23 protein-coding genes are annotated in these 19,888 nt (G+C 63.9%); 18 read left to right on the top strand and 5 right to left on the bottom strand.

Features of this window, described 5'->3' with window-relative positions; translation table 11 throughout:
* The first annotated feature begins 47 nt into the window (after positions 1-47).
* From KLK06_RS09095 to KLK06_RS09065, 7 genes are all read left to right on the top strand, one after another.
* Positions 48-581, top strand: coding sequence for a PadR family transcriptional regulator (locus tag KLK06_RS09095; RefSeq protein WP_214634912.1), 534 nt, complete (start codon positions 48-50; stop codon positions 579-581).
* On the top strand, positions 578-2,035 hold the full coding sequence (locus KLK06_RS09090) for an MFS transporter (protein ID WP_250905153.1): 1,458 nt from the start codon (positions 578-580) through the stop codon (positions 2,033-2,035). Before KLK06_RS09095 ends, KLK06_RS09090 begins: the two co-directional genes overlap by 4 nt.
* 58 nt (positions 2,036-2,093) lie before the next feature.
* Positions 2,094-3,290, top strand: a complete 1,197-nt coding sequence (locus KLK06_RS62255) for a cytochrome P450 (protein WP_308168171.1) — start codon at positions 2,094-2,096, stop codon at positions 3,288-3,290.
* A gap of 234 nt (positions 3,291-3,524) precedes the next feature.
* Positions 3,525-3,956, top strand: a complete 432-nt coding sequence (locus KLK06_RS09080) for a hypothetical protein (protein ID WP_214634908.1) — start codon at positions 3,525-3,527, stop codon at positions 3,954-3,956.
* A 121-nt stretch (positions 3,957-4,077) separates the two neighbouring features.
* On the top strand, positions 4,078-5,160 hold the full coding sequence (locus KLK06_RS09075) for a DUF6745 domain-containing protein (protein WP_214634907.1): 1,083 nt from the start codon (positions 4,078-4,080) through the stop codon (positions 5,158-5,160).
* A gap of 10 nt (positions 5,161-5,170) precedes the next feature.
* Positions 5,171-5,608 (top strand): hypothetical protein, encoded by a 438-nt coding sequence (locus tag KLK06_RS09070; protein ID WP_214634906.1) that lies wholly within the window; start codon positions 5,171-5,173, stop codon positions 5,606-5,608.
* A 545-nt stretch (positions 5,609-6,153) separates the two neighbouring features.
* On the top strand, positions 6,154-7,284 hold the full coding sequence (locus tag KLK06_RS09065; RefSeq protein ID WP_214634905.1) for a lipopolysaccharide assembly protein LapB: 1,131 nt from the start codon (positions 6,154-6,156) through the stop codon (positions 7,282-7,284).
* Between the two features lie 10 nt (positions 7,285-7,294).
* On the opposite strand, the gene KLK06_RS09060 is transcribed toward KLK06_RS09065, so the two are convergent.
* Positions 7,295-7,801 carry an NUDIX hydrolase gene (locus tag KLK06_RS09060; protein ID WP_250905152.1) on the bottom strand — a complete coding sequence of 169 codons (507 nt, stop codon included), beginning with the start codon at positions 7,799-7,801 and terminating at the stop codon, positions 7,295-7,297.
* A gap of 47 nt (positions 7,802-7,848) precedes the next feature.
* Between KLK06_RS09060 and KLK06_RS09055 the strand changes: the two genes are divergently transcribed.
* Positions 7,849-8,361: an SDR family NAD(P)-dependent oxidoreductase gene (locus KLK06_RS09055; protein ID WP_214634904.1), complete on the top strand. Its 513-nt coding sequence runs from the start codon at positions 7,849-7,851 to the stop codon at positions 8,359-8,361.
* 341 nt (positions 8,362-8,702) lie between these two features.
* On the opposite strand, the gene KLK06_RS09050 is transcribed toward KLK06_RS09055, so the two are convergent.
* Complete coding sequence (locus KLK06_RS09050) at positions 8,703-9,182, bottom strand: GntR family transcriptional regulator (RefSeq protein ID WP_214634903.1); 480 nt, start codon at positions 9,180-9,182, stop codon at positions 8,703-8,705.
* Between the two features lie 273 nt (positions 9,183-9,455).
* Between KLK06_RS09050 and KLK06_RS09045 the strand changes: the two genes are divergently transcribed.
* From KLK06_RS09045 to KLK06_RS09030, 4 genes are read left to right on the top strand one after another with little or no spacing between them, the layout of a single operon-like run.
* Complete coding sequence (locus KLK06_RS09045; protein WP_214634902.1) at positions 9,456-10,280, top strand: SAM-dependent methyltransferase; 825 nt, start codon at positions 9,456-9,458, stop codon at positions 10,278-10,280.
* The gene (locus tag KLK06_RS09040) at positions 10,277-10,588 is read left to right on the top strand and encodes a hypothetical protein (RefSeq protein WP_214634901.1); all 312 of its coding nucleotides are present in this window, start codon (positions 10,277-10,279) and stop codon (positions 10,586-10,588) included. Before KLK06_RS09045 ends, KLK06_RS09040 begins: the two co-directional genes overlap by 4 nt.
* Complete coding sequence (locus KLK06_RS09035; protein ID WP_214634900.1) at positions 10,581-10,898, top strand: hypothetical protein; 318 nt, start codon at positions 10,581-10,583, stop codon at positions 10,896-10,898. Before KLK06_RS09040 ends, KLK06_RS09035 begins: the two co-directional genes overlap by 8 nt.
* Entirely contained in the window at positions 10,895-12,064 is a 1,170-nt protein-coding gene (locus tag KLK06_RS09030) for a helix-turn-helix domain-containing protein (RefSeq protein WP_214634899.1), read from the top strand. Before KLK06_RS09035 ends, KLK06_RS09030 begins: the two co-directional genes overlap by 4 nt.
* An 81-nt stretch (positions 12,065-12,145) precedes the next feature.
* Here the strand turns inward: KLK06_RS09030 and KLK06_RS09025 are convergent, their stop codons facing one another.
* Complete coding sequence (locus tag KLK06_RS09025) at positions 12,146-12,454, bottom strand: hypothetical protein (RefSeq protein ID WP_214634898.1); 309 nt, start codon at positions 12,452-12,454, stop codon at positions 12,146-12,148.
* A 593-nt stretch (positions 12,455-13,047) separates the two neighbouring features.
* The gene (locus KLK06_RS09020; RefSeq protein WP_214634897.1) at positions 13,048-13,362 is read right to left on the bottom strand and encodes a hypothetical protein; all 315 of its coding nucleotides are present in this window, start codon (positions 13,360-13,362) and stop codon (positions 13,048-13,050) included.
* 171 nt (positions 13,363-13,533) lie between these two features.
* On the opposite strand from KLK06_RS09020, the gene KLK06_RS09015 reads away from it, so the two are divergent.
* From KLK06_RS09015 to KLK06_RS08995, 5 genes are all read left to right on the top strand, one after another.
* Positions 13,534-13,746 (top strand): hypothetical protein, encoded by a 213-nt coding sequence (locus KLK06_RS09015; RefSeq protein WP_214634896.1) that lies wholly within the window; start codon positions 13,534-13,536, stop codon positions 13,744-13,746.
* A gap of 362 nt (positions 13,747-14,108) precedes the next feature.
* Positions 14,109-14,342 carry a hypothetical protein gene (locus tag KLK06_RS09010; RefSeq protein ID WP_214634895.1) on the top strand — a complete coding sequence of 78 codons (234 nt, stop codon included), beginning with the start codon at positions 14,109-14,111 and terminating at the stop codon, positions 14,340-14,342.
* Positions 14,343-14,520: 178 nt separating this feature from the next.
* The gene (locus KLK06_RS09005; protein ID WP_214634894.1) at positions 14,521-14,709 is read left to right on the top strand and encodes a hypothetical protein; all 189 of its coding nucleotides are present in this window, start codon (positions 14,521-14,523) and stop codon (positions 14,707-14,709) included.
* A gap of 28 nt (positions 14,710-14,737) precedes the next feature.
* The gene (locus tag KLK06_RS09000; RefSeq protein WP_214634893.1) at positions 14,738-15,103 is read left to right on the top strand and encodes a hypothetical protein; all 366 of its coding nucleotides are present in this window, start codon (positions 14,738-14,740) and stop codon (positions 15,101-15,103) included.
* Positions 15,100-17,349 carry a cell division protein FtsK gene (locus KLK06_RS08995; RefSeq protein WP_214634892.1) on the top strand — a complete coding sequence of 750 codons (2,250 nt, stop codon included), beginning with the start codon at positions 15,100-15,102 and terminating at the stop codon, positions 17,347-17,349. Before KLK06_RS09000 ends, KLK06_RS08995 begins: the two co-directional genes overlap by 4 nt.
* Before the next feature lie 651 nt (positions 17,350-18,000).
* Here KLK06_RS08995 and KLK06_RS08990 read toward each other — a convergent pair.
* Positions 18,001-19,542: a recombinase family protein gene (locus KLK06_RS08990; RefSeq protein WP_214634891.1), complete on the bottom strand. Its 1,542-nt coding sequence runs from the start codon at positions 19,540-19,542 to the stop codon at positions 18,001-18,003.
* On the opposite strand from KLK06_RS08990, the gene KLK06_RS08985 reads away from it, so the two are divergent.
* The gene (locus KLK06_RS08985) at positions 19,506-19,886 is read left to right on the top strand and encodes an SDR family oxidoreductase (RefSeq protein ID WP_308168170.1); all 381 of its coding nucleotides are present in this window, start codon (positions 19,506-19,508) and stop codon (positions 19,884-19,886) included. The genes KLK06_RS08990 and KLK06_RS08985 overlap by 37 nt on opposite strands.
* Positions 19,887-19,888: the final 2 nt, after the last annotated feature.

The following is a 19,888-nucleotide window of genomic DNA, read 5'->3' as shown; positions in this document are numbered from 1 at the left end:
GCAAGAGTAGTCTTGTGTCTTCCATTCGGATCTTCATTCTCGGGGCGTTGGCCGAACGCGGCCCCATGCACGGACACCAGTTGCGCCTGCTTGCCGAGGAGGAGCACATCGATCTGTGGACGGACATCACCGTGGGCGGTCTGTACGGCGCGATCAAGCGCCTCGCGGCTGAGGGATTGATCGAGGAGCTACGGGTCGAGCGGCAGGGGGCATACCCGCAGCGTCAGGTCTGGGGGATCACCCAGGACGGTTCGAAGACCCTCTCGACCCTTCGGCTGAACGCGTTGCGCGAGATCGTGGTCAAGCCTGACCCGTTCGACCTGGCCATGACCCGGCTCGATCCGGATCGCCTGGATGATCTGCCCATCGTGATCGCGGCGCGGATCGGCTCTCTCGAGGCGAAGCTCGCCGACCATGACGCGCACGCTCAGGCGATCGCCTCCTATCTGACACTTGCCGAAAAGCTGGCGATGAAGCACGGGTCCTACCGGTTGCGGGCGGAGATCGCGTGGCATCAGGAGCTGGCCTCTCTCCTTCCTGAGGTGATCGCCGATGAGAAGGCCCGGAAAGGGACATCATGAATCAGCAGAGTGCGCCGCCTACGCTCCCGGCGACCGTTTCCCGCGCCACCTGGTTCGCGTTGGCGATCCTCTTGGCGGGCGTGTTCATGGCGCTCCTGGACACCACCATCGTCAACGTCGCGATCCCGACGATCCGCACCAGCCTCGGCGCGTCGGAATCCACGTTGTCGTGGGTGATCTCCGGTTATGCGCTCGCGTACGGTCTGGCGCTCATCCCCGCAGGCCGGGTCGGTGATCGGTACGGCCACAAATGGGTCTTTATCGTAGGGCTGGCCCTGTTCACCGTCGCGAGTCTGGCCTGCGGACTGGCGCAGAATGACGTGCAGCTCATCGCTGTCCGCGTCGTCCAGGGTCTTGCCGGAGGCATCTTCTTCACGCCCGTCACAGCCCTCATCCAGCTGATGTTCCCGGGGCGGCTGCGCGGCAAGGCATTCGCGATCATGGGGGCGACGATCGGGTTCTCCACCGCTCTCGGCCCTCTCACCGGCGGCCTCATCATCGAGGCGTTCGGAGCCCATGACGGGTGGCGATGGGTGTTCGGGGTCAATCTTCCGATCGGTGTCCTCGCCGTCGCCGCCGCCTGCTGGCTGCTGCCCTCACGGGCCGAGGGAGCCCGGGACACGGGGAGCGACTGGATCGGACTCGTGCTCATCGCCGGCGGCCTTGTCGCCCTGCTGGTGCCGCTCATCCAAGGCCAGGACCAGGGATGGCCCGAATGGACCTATCTCTCGATGGCCGGCGGTGTCGCGCTGATCGTCGGGTTCGCGTTCTGGGAGCGCCGTGTCGCCCGCCTCGGCGGGAGGCCTCTCGTCCCGCCGCACCTGTTCGCCCATGCCTCCTTCACCGGCGGGGTCGTCCTGGCCTTCGTCTACTTCGCCGCGTTCACCAGCATCTTCTTCAGCGTCGCCCTGCTCTGGCAGGCCGGACTCGGCGCGACCGCGCTGCAGTCGGGCCTCGTCGTGCTGCCTTTCGCCATCGGGAGCATCATCGGCGCCGCCCAGAGCGACCAGCTCGCACGCCGATTCGGCCGTACCGTGCTCCTCATCGGCCTCGGACTCGTCGCCGTCGGCATCATCGCCATCTGGCTCGTCCTGGTGGCCGTCGTTCCCACCAGCCTCCACGGGTGGTACCTGACCGTCCCGCTGTTCCTCGGAGGCGTCGGCAGCGGACTGTTCATCGCGCCCAATGCCGACTTCATCGTCGCGACCGTGGGTCGGGCCGAAGCGGGAGCCGCGAGCGGAGTCATCGGCACCGTCCAGCGGATCGGTAGCGCTGTCGGCATCGCGGTGACCGGAAGCGTCCTGTTCGGAACCCTCGACTTCACCACTCCCGGTCCCGATGCCGCCGCCCTCGCCTTCGCCCACAGCGCCACCTACGCCATGGGGGTCAGCGCCGGCTTCGCGGTCCTCGCCTTCGCGCTCGGATTCACGTTGCCCAAGAGACCCACTTCATGACCACCTGCCCCTATGTCAAAGCTTGTCCGGCAGAGATCTCACCGGCGACCATAGGCACGTGACCCCACAGGCCTTTTACCGCGACCCGTACCCCCTTTATGCCGAGGCTCGCCGGACTCGTGGGCTTACCTTCGTACCCGAGCTGGACGCCTGGCTGGTGAGCAGACGCGAAGACGTACGCGAGGTGCTGAGCAAGCCCGAGCAGTTCTCCTCGGCGGGTGCGCTGCGGCCCGACTATCTGCCGGGCAAGGCCGCGCTCTCGGAATTGGTCAAGGGATTCGGCGGAATGCAGGCGGTGCTCGGCGCCGATGGTGACGCGCACCGGCGCCTGCGCCGGCCTCTCACCAGAGGACTGTCCCCGGCCAGGGTCGCCGCCGTGCTCCCGTTCGTCACCGAACGGGCCGAAGCGCTCATCGGCTCCTTCGCCAGCGATGGCCAGGTCGAGTGGATGGACGCGTACGCCAGACCGCTGCCCGCCGACGTGATCGGCCACCTGATCGGCCTGGACCCCGCCGACGTCCCCGGCGCGATCCGGGGCGCGCAGCAGGCGGAGAGCCTGGTGTTCACCGAGCTGACGGAGGCCGGGCAGGTCGAGGCCGCGAGAGAGATCGTGACCCTGCAGCACCTGCTCGACGGCTATGTCCGCGCGCGCAGGAGGGCTCCGCGTGACGACCTGTTCACCGAGATGGTCCGCGGCCTGGCGCCCGGATCCGAGGACCTCACGCTCGACCAGCGCAGGGAGATCGTGTCCAACGTCCAGAACCTGCTGCTGGCCGGCCACCTGACCACGACCGCGCTGCTCGGCACGGTCATGCTGAACCTGCTACGCGACCGCCGCCAGTGGGCACTGCTGTGCGAGCAGCCGCGGCTCATCCCCGCGGCCATCGAGGAGGCGGCCCGGTTCGAGGCGCCGATCCAGGGCTTCCGGCGTACGGTCACCACCGACGTGACACTGGGCGAGACCGAGCTGCACGCGGACGACGTGGTCTTCATCTCCTTCGGCTCGGCCGGCCGCGACGCGGACGCCGACCTGCGCCCGGACGAGTTCGACATCAGCCGGCAGGCCTTCCGCCACCTGTCCTTCGGGCATGGCCCGCACGGCTGCCCGGGCTCGCAGATCGCCAAGGAGCAGGTGCGGATAACCCTGGAAATCCTGATCCGCGACCTCCCCGGCCTGCGCCTGGCCCGCACTGACGTGACCATGGTCCCCACCCTCATCCACCGCTCTCCCGAGGCACTCTTCCTCGCCTGGTGAGAACTCCGGATCCCCGAAGTCACGCCGAGTTATGACGGGTCGCTCGAACGGGCGAATCACCAGCTCATGGTCCTATTTCCGCGAGAGTGGCGTACCGGGGAGTATCGCTTCGTGGCGATTACCATCGGTGATGATCACTTGATCCTCACATGCCATGACAGGCGCTGACCGCCCTTTGCGGACAGTGTCTCTCCGAGGTCATAGCCGCTGAGGACGTTGACCTAAGGAGAACGCATGTCCATCGTGAGGTTCACGACCCTCGCCGCCGCCCTGGCCTTCGGCGCCGCCCTGACGACAGGGGTGAGCGCGCATGCCGACGCTCGCCCGGTCGTCAAGCAGGCACTTTCGGAGACGACTCAGCGAATCGCTTCCGGGAGCACGGCGCCGGGAATGGGCTGGCAGCTCTACGAGAACAACGTGCCCGGCCTCTACATCGACGTGGACACCACGTCCGCGGGCTTCACGGGCACTCCCGTCTACACGGTCTCCGTCGGCGGCACGGATCACCATTTCGAGCTGACGGGCACCAGCACCGTTTACCGCCCCACCGCGACCGGATTCCGGGTCTATATCCGTTGGAGCGAGAGCACCCTGCCCCCGCTCACCGTCGCCGACGCGGAGACCAACGGGTGGTACGTCAACTGGATCGGCGTCGACAACCCGTAAGCACCGCCATCCGCTTGCCCAGCCGACTGGGCAAGCGGAGGAAGTGGTGTAGACAGATTCCACTCAGATCTGTCACCATTTCCTCCATGATCGTAGGAAAGGACGACGCCACCTTCATCTGGTGAGCGCTCTCGTGCAGCGGGAAGCTGCCGAAATCCGCGAAGAATGGCTGGGCCGGGCGTTGTCGACGCTGCCCGCCGACCGTCCGGCCACCGAGGCCGCAATCTCCGAGCTTTATCGCCTGATCGGGCTCGCTCCGCCGCGTTTCCACTGGGTCGCGTCACCGGTCGCGGCCCTGGCGACCGTCCCGCCCGGTGCGCGTCTACGGCCTTCGGAGGCCACCCGGCGGATGGCCGAATGGCCGCTGCCGCCTCGGCTCTCCGCCCTGGTGAGGGAGCTGTGCCGCGAACTCGACGCCCAGGTCAGATGGGTACATCAGCCGATGGACCGGCTGATCCGCCGGGAGGTTCGCAGCTCGCTCTCGCTGTCCACCGATGGCTCGCTTCTCGTGCCGGTTCGTGCGGCGCACGACTCGCCGCACAACGCGCGGACCGCCTGGTACGCGGTGCAGTGCGTTTCCTGGGTCGCCCACTACGACGCTCTCCGTCGGGCGGCCGGGGTGGTCTTCACCCCCGAGCAGACCCGGCAGCTCGATCTGTGGGCGGCAGTGGCCCGGTCGGGCGGCTGGTGGTGGCCTCGTGAAGGCGTGTGCGTCGTCTCCGAGCGGCCCGTCGCCGTGCACACGGAGGTGTGGGGCGACGCCGGCGAAGTGCGGCTGCACTGCGCGGACGGCCCCGCCATCCGGTACGCGGACGGGTGGGACGTGCACGCCTGGCACGGCACGCAGGTGCCCTCCTGGGTGATCACCGATCCGAACCTCCAGCGGATCGCGCGGGAGGCCAACGTCGAGGTCAGACGGTGCGCGATCGAGCGCATCGGCTGGACCTCCTACATCGACCGGGCCGGGCTGCGGCTGGTCGCCGCCGCGCCGGACCCCGGCAACCCCGGCTCGGAACTGCGGCTCTATGACATGCGCAAGGAGACCCGGGTGCTCCTCGCGGTCAACGGTTCCGTCGAACGCGACGGGCGCCGCCGCCAGTACGGGCTGACCGTGCCGGGCTTCCTCAACGACCCCGTCGACGCCGCCGGCTGGACCTACGGGCTGTCCGCCGAGCAGTACTCCCTTCTCGTACGCCGAACCTGAGGTGATCTTCATGACTGTGACTCTCGCTTCGCTCTCCCAGCAGACCGGACTCGCCGTGCTCGACCACCTCGAGAAGGAGGCGAGCATCCCTGTCGTCGACGGGCTCCAAGCCCAGGGCGACCTCATCGTCATCCCGCTCTCCGTCGTCGCGTCGTCCGTGCAACCATGGACCGACGCCACATGGACGGACGTGCCCCCCGAGGGGGTCGAACTGCTGCGCGGCGCGGCCGGCGGCAACCCGCACACGCTCGTCGCCGACCCCGATACCTGCCGGTGGACGACCAACGTGTCGGACTCCGACGGGCTGGCGATCGGCATCTTCGAGACCTCCGCCGTCGCCTACCTGCTGCATCCCGAACATGGGGCATCGGGCTGTACGCCGGGTACGTACGTCATCCGGCGGCAGCGCGAGCACGAAGGCCAGAGGGCACGCCTCGTGGCCGACTGATGGCCCTACCCGAGTGCGGCCAGCTCCTCCGCTGCGATGGGGCGGAACGTCGGCAGTATGGCGAGCAAGGCCGCCTCGGGTATGTCATTGGCGGCCACTTGCACCAGGGCGTCACCATGCCTGGCGAACAGGAGGGTGGACTCGTTCTCCAGGCGTGTCCTCCAGACGCCGGGTGATATCTCCCTGCATGGCGTGACCGGCTTCCAGCCCCAGTTCGGAATCGGATTCGCGCACGCGGCCTTCGGGGTGGCGTCCGTGGTCCGCCGGATATTGGCCGCAGTCTGGTCGCCCAGCCGAGCAGTAATCCGAGCGGGAAAGGTGAGAACGCCATCACCACGCCCATCACCACGACTCCGCCGAGGTCATCGGCTCCTGACCCGGACGGCCAATAGTCCCCGACGAGATTCGATGACACGCCGATCGTGGCCCCGACCAGGGCGGCCTTGCATAATGTCCGCCGCATGTCGTGATCCTTTCGGCTGGACTGTCAAGCCATGATCGCGCATGGCCCACCCGCCCAGGCGGTTTCCCACCATGATGGATCTATGGAGTCAGCCGACCAGGAGACGTTGCACGCACAAGCCGAAGCCGGCGACCCGGAGGCGATGATCGGCCTGTGGCTCGCGTGGCGGCACGGGCCGCGGGCCCAGGAGGGTGACACGTGGGTGCGGCGGGCGGTGGCGGCGGGTTCGACCCACGCCATGCGCAGGCTCGGCGCGTGGCGTGGCCGCCAGGATCCGGCCGAACAGGAGCAGCTCTACCTGCGTGCCGCCGAGGCGGGGGACCGTGTCGCGTTCTCGCTGCTCGCGCACCTCTACGACGAGCAGGGGCGGCGACCCGAGGCGGAGGTCTGGCTGCGCCGCGCTACTGAACGCGGGTTTGACTGGTCGCTGAGTCCGAGGCTCGCCCTCCTGCTGGCGATGCGCGGCGCCGACGACGAAGCGTTGGAGGTGTGCCTGCGGTCCGATGACCCGGGCGGCGAGGTCTGCCAGCTCGCCGACTCGCTGGCGGAGGAGGGCCTGCGGGAGGCGGCCGATCGCTGGATGCGGGACGCGTACGATCTCGGCTCTGGCTCGGCGGCGGTGCATTACGCCGAGCGGCAGGAGCGCGACGGCGACCTGGCGGGCGCGGAGCGGCTCTACCGTGAGTCCGGATCCGCCTGGGCACTGGTCGACTTCCTCGAGCGGCGGGGTCGCGTGGCCGAAGCCCGGTCGATGCTGGCGGAGAAGGGGGACAGCGAGCGGCTCGCGGCGTTCCTCGAACGCCACGGTGATTCCGGCGAGGCGGCCGCGATGCGGGACAGGATCCTGCGGGCCAGACCGACTGTCCCCGAAGCGGCGGAGTGGCTGACGGTCGTCGCCACTGTCGTGACGGCGTCCGCGCTGGTCCCGTTCGTGGAGTCGCTGATCGGCCGCATGGCCGAGGACACCTACGACGGGGTCCGCGGCAAGCTGCGCAAGCTCGCGCGCAGGCTCGCCAAGGGTGGCGAACCCGCCGAGAGTACGTTGATCGTGGTCAGCGATCCCCACTCCCACCTGCGCCTGCACATGCGTACCGACGCGACGGACGAGGCGCTGGCCGCGCTGCGCGACGTCGATCTCAGCGGCCCGCGCGGCGCGCTCCGCTGGAATCCGGAGACGCGCGAGTGGGAGCACCGGGACGGCCCGGCCAAGTAGGTGAAGCGGCCTATACCTGGGCGATGCGTCCCGTCGGGGGAGCGTCGCGGTGGAGTTCCAGGGCGGCGTCGATCAGGTCGACCCTGGGCAGGCTCGGCACCGCGTCCAGATCGAACCAGGCGGCCTGATCCGTCGTCCCGCCGACCTCGTGACGCAGCTCACCGCTGACGATCCGTGCCGCGTAGACGATCCGCACCGCGTGGAAGTCGATGCGGCCCGCTGGCCCGGGCAGCGAACGCCGCCGCGAATCGATCCCCAGGAGCCGCTCGGCGATCACCTCATAGCCGGTCTCCTCCCGCACCTCTCGCACCATCGCGTCAAGAGGGTCCTCGCCGTGCTCCAATCCGCCGCCGGGCATGGTCCATCCCCACTCCGCGCCATCGGCGGAGATCCACCGCGCCAGCAGGATCTGACCGTTCTGTATGCACACGCCGTACGCGGCGACCCGCCGCGTTTGTGGCGTATCGCTCTCCGCCATGCCGAACCCCTCCTGTGTCGCGCCGGGAGAAAGATCCATGGTGCCCGATGATGGAGGGGGCATGTGCGGACAGCGCGGGAGGATTCGTGGAACTCGGGTTGAGGGACAAGGTCGCCGTCATCACCGGCGGCAGCTCCGGGATCGGCCTGGCCGTGGCGCGGGGGCTCGCCGCCGAGGGCGCGCATCTCGTGCTCGCGGCCCGCGCCGCCGACCGCCTGGAGGAGGAGGCACGCGGCATCGTCGAAGCTCATGGTGTACGGGTGCTGCCCGTCGCGTGTGACGTGGCGACAGTGGAAGGCACCACGGCGCTGACCGAGGCGGCGGAGGAGGGCTTCGGGGGCGCGGACATCCTGATCAACAACGCCGGAGCCGGGTCCAACGAGACCATACTCGAGGCCCCGGACGAGAAATGGCAGGCGTACTGGGACCTGCACGTCATGGCGGCGGTCCGGCTGGCGCGTGGGCTCGTGCCCGGCATGCGGCGGCGCGGTGGCGGGGTCATCCTGCACAACGCGTCGATCTGCGCCGTACAGCCGCTGTGGTACGAGCCGATCTACAACGTGACCAACACCACTCTGCCTCTAGTAAGTTTCTCCTAGCCCGCTGACCTGCAAGAATAGGAAGATATTTTCTAGAGAGTGTTGCCTCTCAGACCTGCATGACGTGACTGGCCAGACGTCCCCGCCAGCGATGGCGAGTCAGATCGGGGGAGTCGGCGCGTGCTGGCTCCCCCAATCTGTGCCCCTAGATGTTGTCGCCCTGGTGAACCAACAGGGTGCCCGTCTCCATGACGAAGCAGTCGCAATTTCCGCAGCCGGGGGTCATACATCCTCCTAAACAGGGGGTTTTCCTCACCGTACGGCGCGGACTATGGGTAACCACTCGACTGCGCGGCGATAGTTAGATCCCTGTAGAGCTACACCTGTGACGGTGGAGCCGCTCAACGCTCGGGCCAGTCCTCGACCCTCGCAACATAGGTGCCCTTCTGGGGAACGGTGATTACCCACCCCAACTCACGCATGTACGCGAGTGCTTGGCGGATGGTGCCTGCAGCCCGGTCAAAGCGCTGGCTGAGCGTCTTCTCACTGGGGATGAGACGGTTTGGGATGTACTCGCCTGTCTTGATCTGCTCGATGAGTTCGTTCGCGATCTGCTGATAGACGGGGATCCTGTGCGGCGCTTGGGGTGCATCCTCCGGTCCGACGAAGGTGCCGCGTCCCTGAGACGAATAGATCGCTCCCTCTTCCTTGAGGAGGGCGAGAGCGCGCCGAATGGTCTGCCTGGTAACGCCGTATGTCGCCACTAGATCGACCTCAGAGGGCAAGGGAGAACCGGGCAGCAGCTCACCGGAGGCGATGCGCGCCCTGAGCTGCTCCGCTATCTGCACATATAGGAGCACAGGCCCCTCACGATCGAGCACCCTCGCACAGTAAGTAAGCGCACTCATGCCCAAGGGGAGCGCTACTCCCACTTGAAAGAGTGTGTACAACTACTGGAGGAGAACATACCTATAGGGGTACAGTCGCAGGTATGGGCACCCCTGGGTGAGCGATCCGAATGGACTGGCCTACAGCGCCGGCCCCGGTGAGCGCTAGAGCGCAACCCGACATGGAACGTCTGGCGCAGCGATCTCCAACGCTGGGCCTCCAAGCAAGAAGCGAGATCAGACGCGCATGACTCCATGGAGGTCGATATGAGCCCGACCGTCTCCACAGGCAAAAACCAGCCACCGACCGACAGAATCGTAAATCCCAATGTGCCAAACGTGGCGCGAATGTACGACTGGTACCTGGGCGGGAAAGACAACTATGCGGCCGATGTACAGGCGTGCTGGCGAGCGCTCAAACTGAATCCTGAGGCAAAGGCGTGCGCGCTCGCTAACCGTCGATTTCTCGGGCGTTCAGTGGATCATCTAGCGCGCAAAGAAAAGATCGCGCAGTTCCTCGACCTGGGTACCGGCTTTCCCAGCCAAGGCAATGTACATGAGGTTGCGCAGAAGGCTAACCCCGACGCGCTCACCATGTACGTGGATTATGACCCGGTCGTCGTAGCTCATGGCCGCGCGCTGCTCACTACCGATGATCGAACACAAATGTTGGAGCGCGATCTACGCGACTGGAAGAAAGTCTGTGAAGATGCCGCAACCCTGCTGGACTTTGAACGTCCAATCGGTGTGTTGATGGTGGCGTCCTTGCACTTCATAAAACCTTCAGAAGACCCTTATGGGATCGTGAAGGCGTTCATGGATGCGACAGTATCCGGCAGCTTCCTTGTACTAAGTCATGTGCTAGAGGCACCGAGAACGGTCGCCGCCGTACAAGCCTATAAGGGCGCTTCGGCCCCAGCAGTGCTCCGTTCAGAGGAGGATATAGCACGCTTCTTCACGAACGCAGAACTCGAATTGGTCGAGCCAGGATTGGTCCGGGCGCCACTATGGCGGTCAGATCCATGCGACCCGTTCGTCGAAATCGACGCCGAGAAAATCGACTTTCTTGCTGGGGTAGGGAGAAAGCGGTGACTAGGAATATGCCATCCAGCCGAGCTTCTCAAATAGTCGCGCCACGGATTAAGTGGGAGCGGTCGCCTGTATTCCACGATATCGAATACGGGATGGTCGGCAGAATAAGGGCTTTTTCGATTGCGGCACGCGTTCGCTTCATTCTCTATCCACGTCTTCCCGGAAAAAACGGACTCGTGGGCGAGACGAAGGAGTTCCCGTCCGTGGAAAAAGCCAAAGAACGTGCCGATGAGTTGCTAGCCGAGTTTCTGAAAGACTTTGGAATCAAAGCGCCAGATCGGATGGATGGGGACGGCTCTTATGAGTGAAGGAAACGACATCCTACAAGGGCCTCCATCTGGCAGCGTCATTGCTGCGATCCAGCAGATATGTGACAGGGCTAAGTCGGAACTAGAAAGCGCGTCTGACCTTCAAGAAGCGTTCGACAGCGTTACTCAGTTAGCAACTGGGCTACGCGACATAGCGGATGATGTCGCGCTGACACGCGCAAAGGTCGCGGCTCAAATCCGCGAGGCTGAGAACTTGTCGTTGGAAGGTCTCGCACAAAAATTGGGGATGTCCAAGCAGCGCGCTTTTCAGCTTCTCAAGGCTGCATCCCAGAAGGAGACCCAGAAATGAAGGCAGAAGACAGATTGGAAGAAGCCGGTGTTGGGAAGCGCGAATTAGCAAAACGGTACTATGCCGGCGAATCGATTAGGGGTATCGCCGCGTCACTTGGTATTTCACCCACGTCGCTCTATAGGATCGCCACGGATTGGGGAATCCAGATGCGTCCGAGGGGTTACGGGATTCAGCGCGCAAAGAAGGGAGCGCCGCGCCTTGAAGTCAGGGAAAATGCGGTAGTGGTGGGGCACAGCATGACCTACGCAGAGCTAGCTCAGCGGTACTGTGACGGCGAGAGGGCACATGACCTTGCGGCATTACTGGGTATCGCCGAATCGACGCTGGGTAGAAAAATGAGAGCGGCTGGAATCATTCGGGTATCGGAGGATGAGCGGCGCAGGTTTCGCGCCAAGGATCAAATTACTAAGAACCTCGACAATAATGAACTTGCCGCACGGTTCCGGTCAGGCGAATCCATTGACGCCATCGCTGAGTCGATCGGCATGACCAAGCAAACTATAATTAAGCGGATAAGGGCCGCAGAGCTTAAACGCATGTCTTCAAACGGGACGAGCAATCCGGTTACCGCCGAACTGGTTAGGCGCTATGAAGATGGCGAAACGATACGGGCCTTGAGCGTGTCGTTTAACATGACTACAGCAGGCATCTCGGAAAAACTGTACAGCGCGGGAGTTGAGATACGCCCTGCGGCTCCGAAATTAATTGATCTAGGCATCACCGATGAGGAACTCATAAAGCGCTACAAAGCCGGTGAGTCAATGGCCGACCTCGGCCGATCGCTGAATCTGAATTTAACGACGATAAAGCGCCGACTGAAGAAGGCGGAAATAGAGCTGCGCTCGCGGGGCGCTTCAAAACGTCTGAACCTTGGTGTATCGGATGAAGAACTAGCAAAACGCTATGAGGCGGGGGAGTCAGTCAGTGCTATTAGCCGATCGCTGGGATTCGGCTGGGGAGTGATTAAGCGCCGATTGGACGACATGGGAATCGAGATACGTCCGGCAGGATCCGAGAATCGTCCTGTGGACCTCGGGGTGAGTGAGAATGAATTGGTAGCGCGGTATACAGCCGGGGAGTCAATTGGTGCTATTGGTCGATCGCTGGGACGTGATCGAGAAACGATTAGGCGTCGTTTGAAGGATGCAGGAGTTCTGCGTTAGCGGGCCTGTCCCTGGCAAGAAACACAAAAGAGACTCCGTCTGAGACGGAGTCTCTTTGGTTTGCCCAGATATGATCCCGCACTATATCTCTGCGATAAGAGCGATATCTAGGTCCGCATAATTGTCCGTCACGGTTGCATGCAACCTAGTCGCGTTCTCGCTGGAGAGGGCATTGGCTGTAAGAGCCTCGCGCCATGCCTCGAAATTGCTGCGCCGTTGCTCGGCATCCCCCGCATCGCAGTGCCCTGTAAGCGCGGCTTGAGATGCGCTACTGGCGATGGTCCAGCTAATGACTGGCAACTTTTCGTTTATGGTGCGAGCTAGAAGCTTTTCGAGGACTTTAGCGGCACGCTGCTGCACATGTATCTGGTCGGGTGTTTCTTCTGCCACTTTTACGCCTTTGTCGTTCGAGTGTTGGACTATTGCGCTCTTTGTCCTTCTGGGAGCGTTATCGGCTCCTCTCCATGTTCATGGTCGTACATACCTGCGAGCGCTGGCCGGAAGACCGCTAGATGGTCTGGCCATTTGCCGCAGAGAGCCGACCGTGCCGCCGAGTCGGTTTGCAGAAGGAACTGAAGGTGTCGCAATCCGTGCATGAGAACGTCGATGTACCGGGGGATTGGGGCCTCAGTGGCCTCAACCGCAATCGGCTTCCCTACTGCACTTGGAAGAACCGGACTGATTGGAGCTGCGCTTTGCCATTTGTCCCGTACAAAGGCCGCGCAGCCAATGACCGCAACGTATGTCAGGACGACGGCCGTTTCTTCTGCGCGCCATGAAGTCGAGTGCAGGAGTTTAACGCCCTCTGACGCATCGTTCGCCTTCAGTAGGTCCGTTACGGCTGTGTGAGGGTCGCTGTCTTGCAGTACGGCTTCAGAACGCCATGCGTCGTTGCCACTAATCAGCCATAGACCGACTTCGTCGGCCGATACGGGCCAGACCTCAACGATTACCTCTGTCCGCTCGGTCATCGATTTTCTCCATCACGTTTCACGTTGGTCGTTGGCATCTTTTGCGGTCTTGATTAGTTGGGCTGCGCGTGCCTTCGATACACCGATGCGGCCAGCCAATCCAGCCAACGACATTTCCTCTTGCTCAAAAATGCGAGCTGCCGAAAGAGCACGCTGTTCCGCTGAGGCTTCAAAGAGCTTCCGCAGCGTTTCGACCAGTTCCGTTGCACCGCTGTATGCACGGTTGTGGTCGGGTTCGGCGTTGATCGCCGTTATGGCCGCACCAAACGCGTGTTCGAGGTCAGCAAGCGCGGACAGTACCGCCCCGCTCACGCCTTCGTTCGTCATGAGCGCCAGCGTACGCGTTTCGTCAAGGGGGGGCTAGACACGACTCGTACAGGGGGCCCTTGACGGCCGTGCAGGGGGGACTGTACGGTCCTTCGTGTAGCACCCCCTGTACGGCGATCGAGCAGCACGAATGGTCGCCCCGGTTCCTAGATGCGGATGGGAGTGATCTTGATGACGGACCTCGGGAGTCTCCAGCACTCGCGCCTGATCACCTTCATCCGCACCCTGGCGGACGTCCTTGACAACTGCACGGATGGGCTTTCGAGCCAGCTTGCGGCAACGGCGCTTCTGCTCCTGATGATCACGCTCTACGCCGTGGCCGACCTCCTGGAGAACTGCCCTGACTCGCTGACCCTCTATGGCGCACGACTCGGAAGGAAGTGATCCACATGACCTCCAGCAATCGCGCCGAAGATCATCGGACGCGACTCGTTAGGGGCCTTCGAGCCCTCGCCGACTTCCTAGAAGATCGGCCGGAGCTGCCCGTGCCCGACATGGTGCATGTCACGGTCTCTGTCCTGCACGGCAGCGAAGAGGAAAGAAGAGCAGAAGTAGAGCGCATCGGGCGGGTGATCGGATCGCCGCTCAACCCTGCTGATGCAGATCTCGGCTATCACTCGGCTGAGGTGGACTTCGGCCCCCTGCGGTACGGCGCGATGACCGCTACAGAGGAGCGTCGAGCCCGGACGAACGCGCTCATGTCTTACATGGACTGCGTCTTTCCAGACCCTCCTAGCGGGGCGTGAATGGCAGACATCCCGCTCTTCGTGATCAGCCTGGCGCTTCTCGCAGCTATCGGCGTGCTGGTGCTCTTCGTGGTGTTGGTCTGCGGCATCCGCGCCGACGACCGCCACCGGAACCTGTCGGACCGCCCCCATAGCGGGGTCGAGCGTGTGGCGCGGCGCGTGCTCATGCATGCGCGTCGCCCCCGCCCCGACGACTCCACCCCTGCTCCCGGCTCGCATCAGGCGAGGAGGTGAACACCCTGCGCATATTCCCGCTGACCCCTAAGTGTCTGTGTGGCGCGGTGACGGACTTCGGTAGCAAGCGTTGCCGCAAGTGCCGCGCCCGTACCGCGTGGCGACGCCACAAGGCCCGCCACGACGGCATCTAGCCCCCACTCATGTCCCGCTCGCGTAGGGAGGAGGTGATACCCCGATGAACGTCACGATCCCCGTGGTTGTGCTGCTCGGCATCCTCGTAGTGCTCGGCGTGCGGTTCCTGAAACTCCGGCTTTGGAGCGTGCTGCTATGCGTCGCGTTCGGATTCCTGCTGGCCGCGACCGCCGTGGCCCCCGACATCCGCCGCGCGCTGGGCGCGTTCCTGTCCTGGATTACCGGCTCCTGATCACCAACCCGAAAGGAAGTGATGCCTAGTGACCAACGCCCATCCATACCCCGACCCTGACCTACAGGAGGTCATCACCCGCAACCGCACCGCACGCCAACTCATCACCACGTTCGCCCGCTCGACCACGACGCTTGCGGACCTGTGGCAGCACGTCACCGCCGCCCTAGCCGACACGCCCACTCTGGTGGTCGAGATCACCAGACTCCGCAGCGAGATCACCCGACTCCGGCTCGACCGGGCAGACCTCATGGCCGCCGCACGCGCCACCCTGCACGCGCACGCGGACGGCGAACATGATCCCCTGTACTACCTGCGCGACGAACTGTCGGCGCAGCGCGCACGCGCACGGCACCCGCGAGGCAAGCGCGGGGGACGGGATGCCGCCTCATGACGGGGCACTCGCCCGACCCTGACGAACCGTCCGCGATCCCGCTCGACCGGTTCGCCTGGACGGGCCTCAATCCGGAGTTCGCACAGGTCAGAGAGGTGCCCAAATCCGCCGGCGAAGGGCTAGAAAATGATCTTGAGCCTACCGCGGGCGAGGTAAATGATCTTGAACCGGACGGGGGAGACGATCAGTTCTTCGACCGGGAATCGGTGCCCGATGATCTACCGGCGGACGGGCCGCCGGTAGATCGGCCCGACGACGACGGCGTGCCCCCCGACCGGTCAGCGACCGGTCGGGGGCGTGCCCCCATCCTGCCGCCGTGGGCACGGACCTGGATCGGTACCCGCGCCATGCTGGTGTGGTGGGTCAAGGATGCCGCCTACGTGCTCGGCTACCACGCCGTTCGCCTGCCCAAGTACGCGGCCAAGATGGCGATCTACGCGCCGATCGGGTCGTTCTCCGGCATCGGCCACCTGTTGAGGTGGGCCACGGCCGAAGAGGGCAACTGGGCGTTGCGTCAGGCGGCTGCCGACCGCAACGATCCCATGACCTGGCTCAAGCTCGACAAGCAACGCGAGCGGCAATCGCGGTGGCGCTGGTCGGTGCTGATCCTGGCCGTCCTGCTCAGTGCCGCCGCCGTGGCGTTGGTGCTGGCACTACAGGTGAGCGTGCCCGACTGGGCGCGGTGGGCGCTGCTGGCCGCGCTGGTGCCGATCCTTGCCCGTGCTGGACGGCCGGAGGACAAGCCGATCACTGATCGGGTCAGCCAAGGACCGCGCTACCGCAAGCTCACTGCGGAGCTGGTACGCCGCAGCCTGCTCAGCATCGGCATAGGCGCGATCAATGCGGCCGTAGCCAAAGATCAGCACGCGATCAGCTTCCCGCAGGACATCCACCGCGACGGCCCTGGACACCTGGCTATCGTCGATCTGCCGTTCGGGGTGGAGGCCGCCGACGTGGTGGCACGACGGGGACGGCTCGCGTCAGCCATGCGGCTACCGCTTGATCAGGTGTGGCCAGAGGTGGCTAGCGGCCACCCTGGACGGCTAGCACTGTGGGTCGGCTACCAACCGGCCAGCACGATGGAACAACCGCTCTGGCCGCTCCTGAGGGGCGGCACGGTGGACGTGTTCAAGCCGTTCCCGATCTTCACCACGCCACGTATGGAGATCATCGCAGCAATGCTGATCTTCCGGAATTGGCTGATCGGCGGACAGCCGGGATCAGGCAAGACGTTCCTGTTGCGGCTGCTGGTGCTGGCCGCCACGCTCGACCCGCGCGCCGAGATCAGAGGGTTCGAATTCAAGGGGGTTGCTGACTTCGCGGTGGTCGAACCGGTGTGTGCCGAGTACGGCAACGGCAGCGATGACAAGATCATCGGCCGTGCCGCCGCACTGATCAAGTGGCTGTATCACGAGTGCCAGCGACGCGCCGAGCGGATCAGCCACTATCACGCGCTCGGCATGGCACCAGAGAACAAGGTCACTTCCGAACTGGCGTCGCGCAAAGGATCAGGCTTGCATCCGCTGATCGTGTTCCTGAACGAGGCGCAAGAGCTTTTCCAGCACAAGATCTATGGCGGGGAAGCTGGGGAGCTGTGCGAGAAGGTGATCAAGCTCGGCCGTGCGCTGGGCGTGATCTTGCTGATAGACACCCAGATCCCGGACAAGGACAGCCTGCCGACCGGGATCACCCGCAACGTCAACACCCGCGTGTGCATGTCGGTAGCCGACCAGGTCGCCAACGACATGATTCTTGGCACCGGGATGTACAAGGCGGGCCACCGCGCCACGGTGTTCGAGCCGGTAGTAGAGGCGGGGTGGGGCATCCTGGTCGGTCTGGGCAAGCCCGGTGCCCGCAGGGGGTTCGAGGTCGACGCCCACCAGGCCCAACAGGTGGTCACACGCGCCATCGCCCTACGCGTCAAGGCGGGCACCATGCCCGACCCGCACGCCAGCCGACCGGACCCACCCGCGTACGACCTTCTGGCCGATCTGGCGCACGTGTGGCCGGACGGGGAAGACGCTGCGTGGAACGCCGAGCTATGCACGCGTCTGGCCGCCCTGCGGCCAGAGGTGTACGGCGGATGGCGGTCCGAGCAACTCACCAGCACCCTTAAGCCGCTCGGCGTCAAGGTCGGCGACATCGGCCGACGCATCGATGGCAAGAAGCACACGCGGCGCGGTATCTACCGTGCCAGCCTCGCGCAAGCCATGGCGGAGCGTGACCAAACGGGCCGCGCTGACTGAGCCCGGACGGTGCTTCCGGAAGTAGCTGACCCTGCTTCCGGAAGCACCCCCGCTAGCACCCAGAAACCCGCGCTGACCAGCCCTGTAGCAGATAGCAGGCTGACTGACCAACAACCCCGTACCAGCTCAGGAGGTGGTTTGTTGACCCCCAACACACTTGCTGCCGCCGCAGCAATCGCCGTTCCCGTCCTGCTCACGCTGAGCTACGCCTACGCCTGTTACGCCCGACCGTTCCGCGAACATCGCCGATGCAAGGGCACCGGTCGAATCTCCTACCTCTTCGGCCGTGGGTGGCGCTTCTGCCCCTGCTGCGGCGGCTCCGGCCTCCGTCTGCGGATCGGACGACGCCTGTGGAACCGCGCCCGCCGGCTCTACCGCGACGGCACCCGTAATCCTTCGGATGCTGAAAGGGGGTGATGTCGAACGAGCAACCCAAATAGTCGTAAACAAAGGAAAAGAGAGAGGGTGATAATCCCCACTCCTGAAGAGTGGGCCGAACGCCAACTAGAAAACGCGCCGACAAGGTCAACCCGCTGGGCCCGTGAGGTAGCGCAAATCTACTGCCTCGAAATCGTGGCTGACCAATAACCAAAATAGCCCCCGCCTGCTCGACTGCTAGCGGGGGCTATTCTTGCTCTGGGATATTGGCGCTTATAGTGCCACGCCCTCATGTTCCTCATGGAATATCGGCCTAATTTGATCGGGGTGGAAGCGAATGCCTCGACCTGCTGGTAGGATGATAACCGCTGACAGGCTCTTTGCGATGGCTTCGTGTTTTTGCTCTAGAGTGAAGTCCGGCTCTTTCCATCTCTTTTCCAGGTCTACGATCACGCGTCGTCGAGATTGCTGCTTGCTCTCGTGTGTGCGCTTTTCGCGCTTTAGTTGAGCCTCGCGCGCTTCCATTCTCGCCAAGCTGGGAAAGTAGCGCTCGGCGGAGTATTCGCCTATTTCATAACGTTGAGTGGAGTCGTTGATGCGTGCTTGCAGATCTGCCAATTCCTTTGCTTTGGGCCACGGTGGCTGCTCTTCGTCCGTCTCTTCTTCTTTCTGAAACTGAATCCTTCTGTGATCGGCGATGACGAGAGCTGTGATGTAGTCATTGATGGGCTTGGCGATACGGGAGATGCCGCCGCATCCTCCCAACCCTTTAGCCGGACATATATAAAGCTCTTCCCTTCCGCCGCTGCGGAATCCAAGGGTTCCTGACATCCTGGCACTGCACTTGCCACAGCGGAGGAATGGTGAGAGGAGGTATTTCGTGCGGGAGCCGGTTCCCGTGGCTCCGAGGCGTGATGGGGCCTGAGGCTCTGTAGGCTTCCACCTGCGGCATACCTCTTCCCATTGCTCTACTGTCAGAATTGGATCCCATTCACCTTGAACGGGGTTGCCGGATTCGTCCCTAAGAATCTCTCCGTCGTAAGTTCGGAAGCCGCAAATGCGCGGATTCGTGAAGATGCCAACAATGGTTGTTGCGTGCCACTCGGCACCAGTCACCGTAGGTATTCTGCGCGCTTTCCACTCTCGCGCGATAGTGATTGCGCTTACTCCGCCTCTGATCCTCGGAAGCTCTCGCAAGATGTGTGCTTGCTCTCTTTTGCTGACGGCCTTTCTGTCTTGTCGCCATCCGAAAGGCCGAAAAGGGCCACCACTGTTCTTGCCTTTCAGGGCGGCGTGTCGCTTGCCCGTACTAACGCGCCGAGAGGTGTTCCGGGATTCCTGGTTTCGCTGATTAACTAGCCCGCGTGCCGCCGAAATGCCCGCGTCAGTCGTAAGGTCGATGTTGCCTGTGAGGCTGACCACGTACGCGCCGTAATGCTCGACAACCTCAATGAGGTCTTCCAAGATCCTTGGTTCACGCGTTGCGCGATCGAGATCGGCCACAGCAAGCGCATTGCATTCACGGCGGCGCAAGCCGGTGAGGATCTTTTCCCAGTCGGGACGGACGACTCGATATCCGTATGTGCCATCAGGCAGCGTAATTCGAGTCTTCTTGTACGATGAAACGGCGTTTTCGGGTACTTCCCGGTCGATCCGCCCACCGATGCCGCGAACGAGGGCGCGGAGATCCGTGAGCTGATTCGCTAGCTGATCTTTTCTGTCTGCGGATTCCCTCGCGGACAGGATCCATATGAGCTGGTCAGGATCCCGATCGATGAGTGTGCGCCCCTCTGCCCGGCGCGGTGAGGTGGTCATGTCTCGGAGTATGCACTAAAAGCAGCGTAGCTAAGGCCGCGCTGATGATGTTCTCCAAGACGCTCTCGACGGAGGTCATCGACCACAACATCCGGGTGAACTGCGTCAACCCCGGCCTGGTCCTCACTCCCGACTGGGTGAAGACCGCCAAGCAACTGACCGCCGACAGCGGCGGCGACTGGCAGGGGCACCTCGACGAGGTCGCGCGGGAGCACGCGCCGATCAAGCGGTTCGCCACCCCGGAGGAGGTCGCGGACTTCGTCGTCTTCCTGTGTTCGGACCGGGCCGGCTATTCGGTGGGCGCCACGTACTTCGTCGACGGCGGGATGCTCAAGACGGTATGAGC

This window comes from Nonomuraea sp. NEAU-A123 (genome assembly GCF_018603905.1).
Classification (GTDB): Bacteria; Actinomycetota; Actinomycetes; order Streptosporangiales; family Streptosporangiaceae; genus Nonomuraea.
This window is presented reverse-complemented; position numbering and strand designations above follow the sequence as displayed.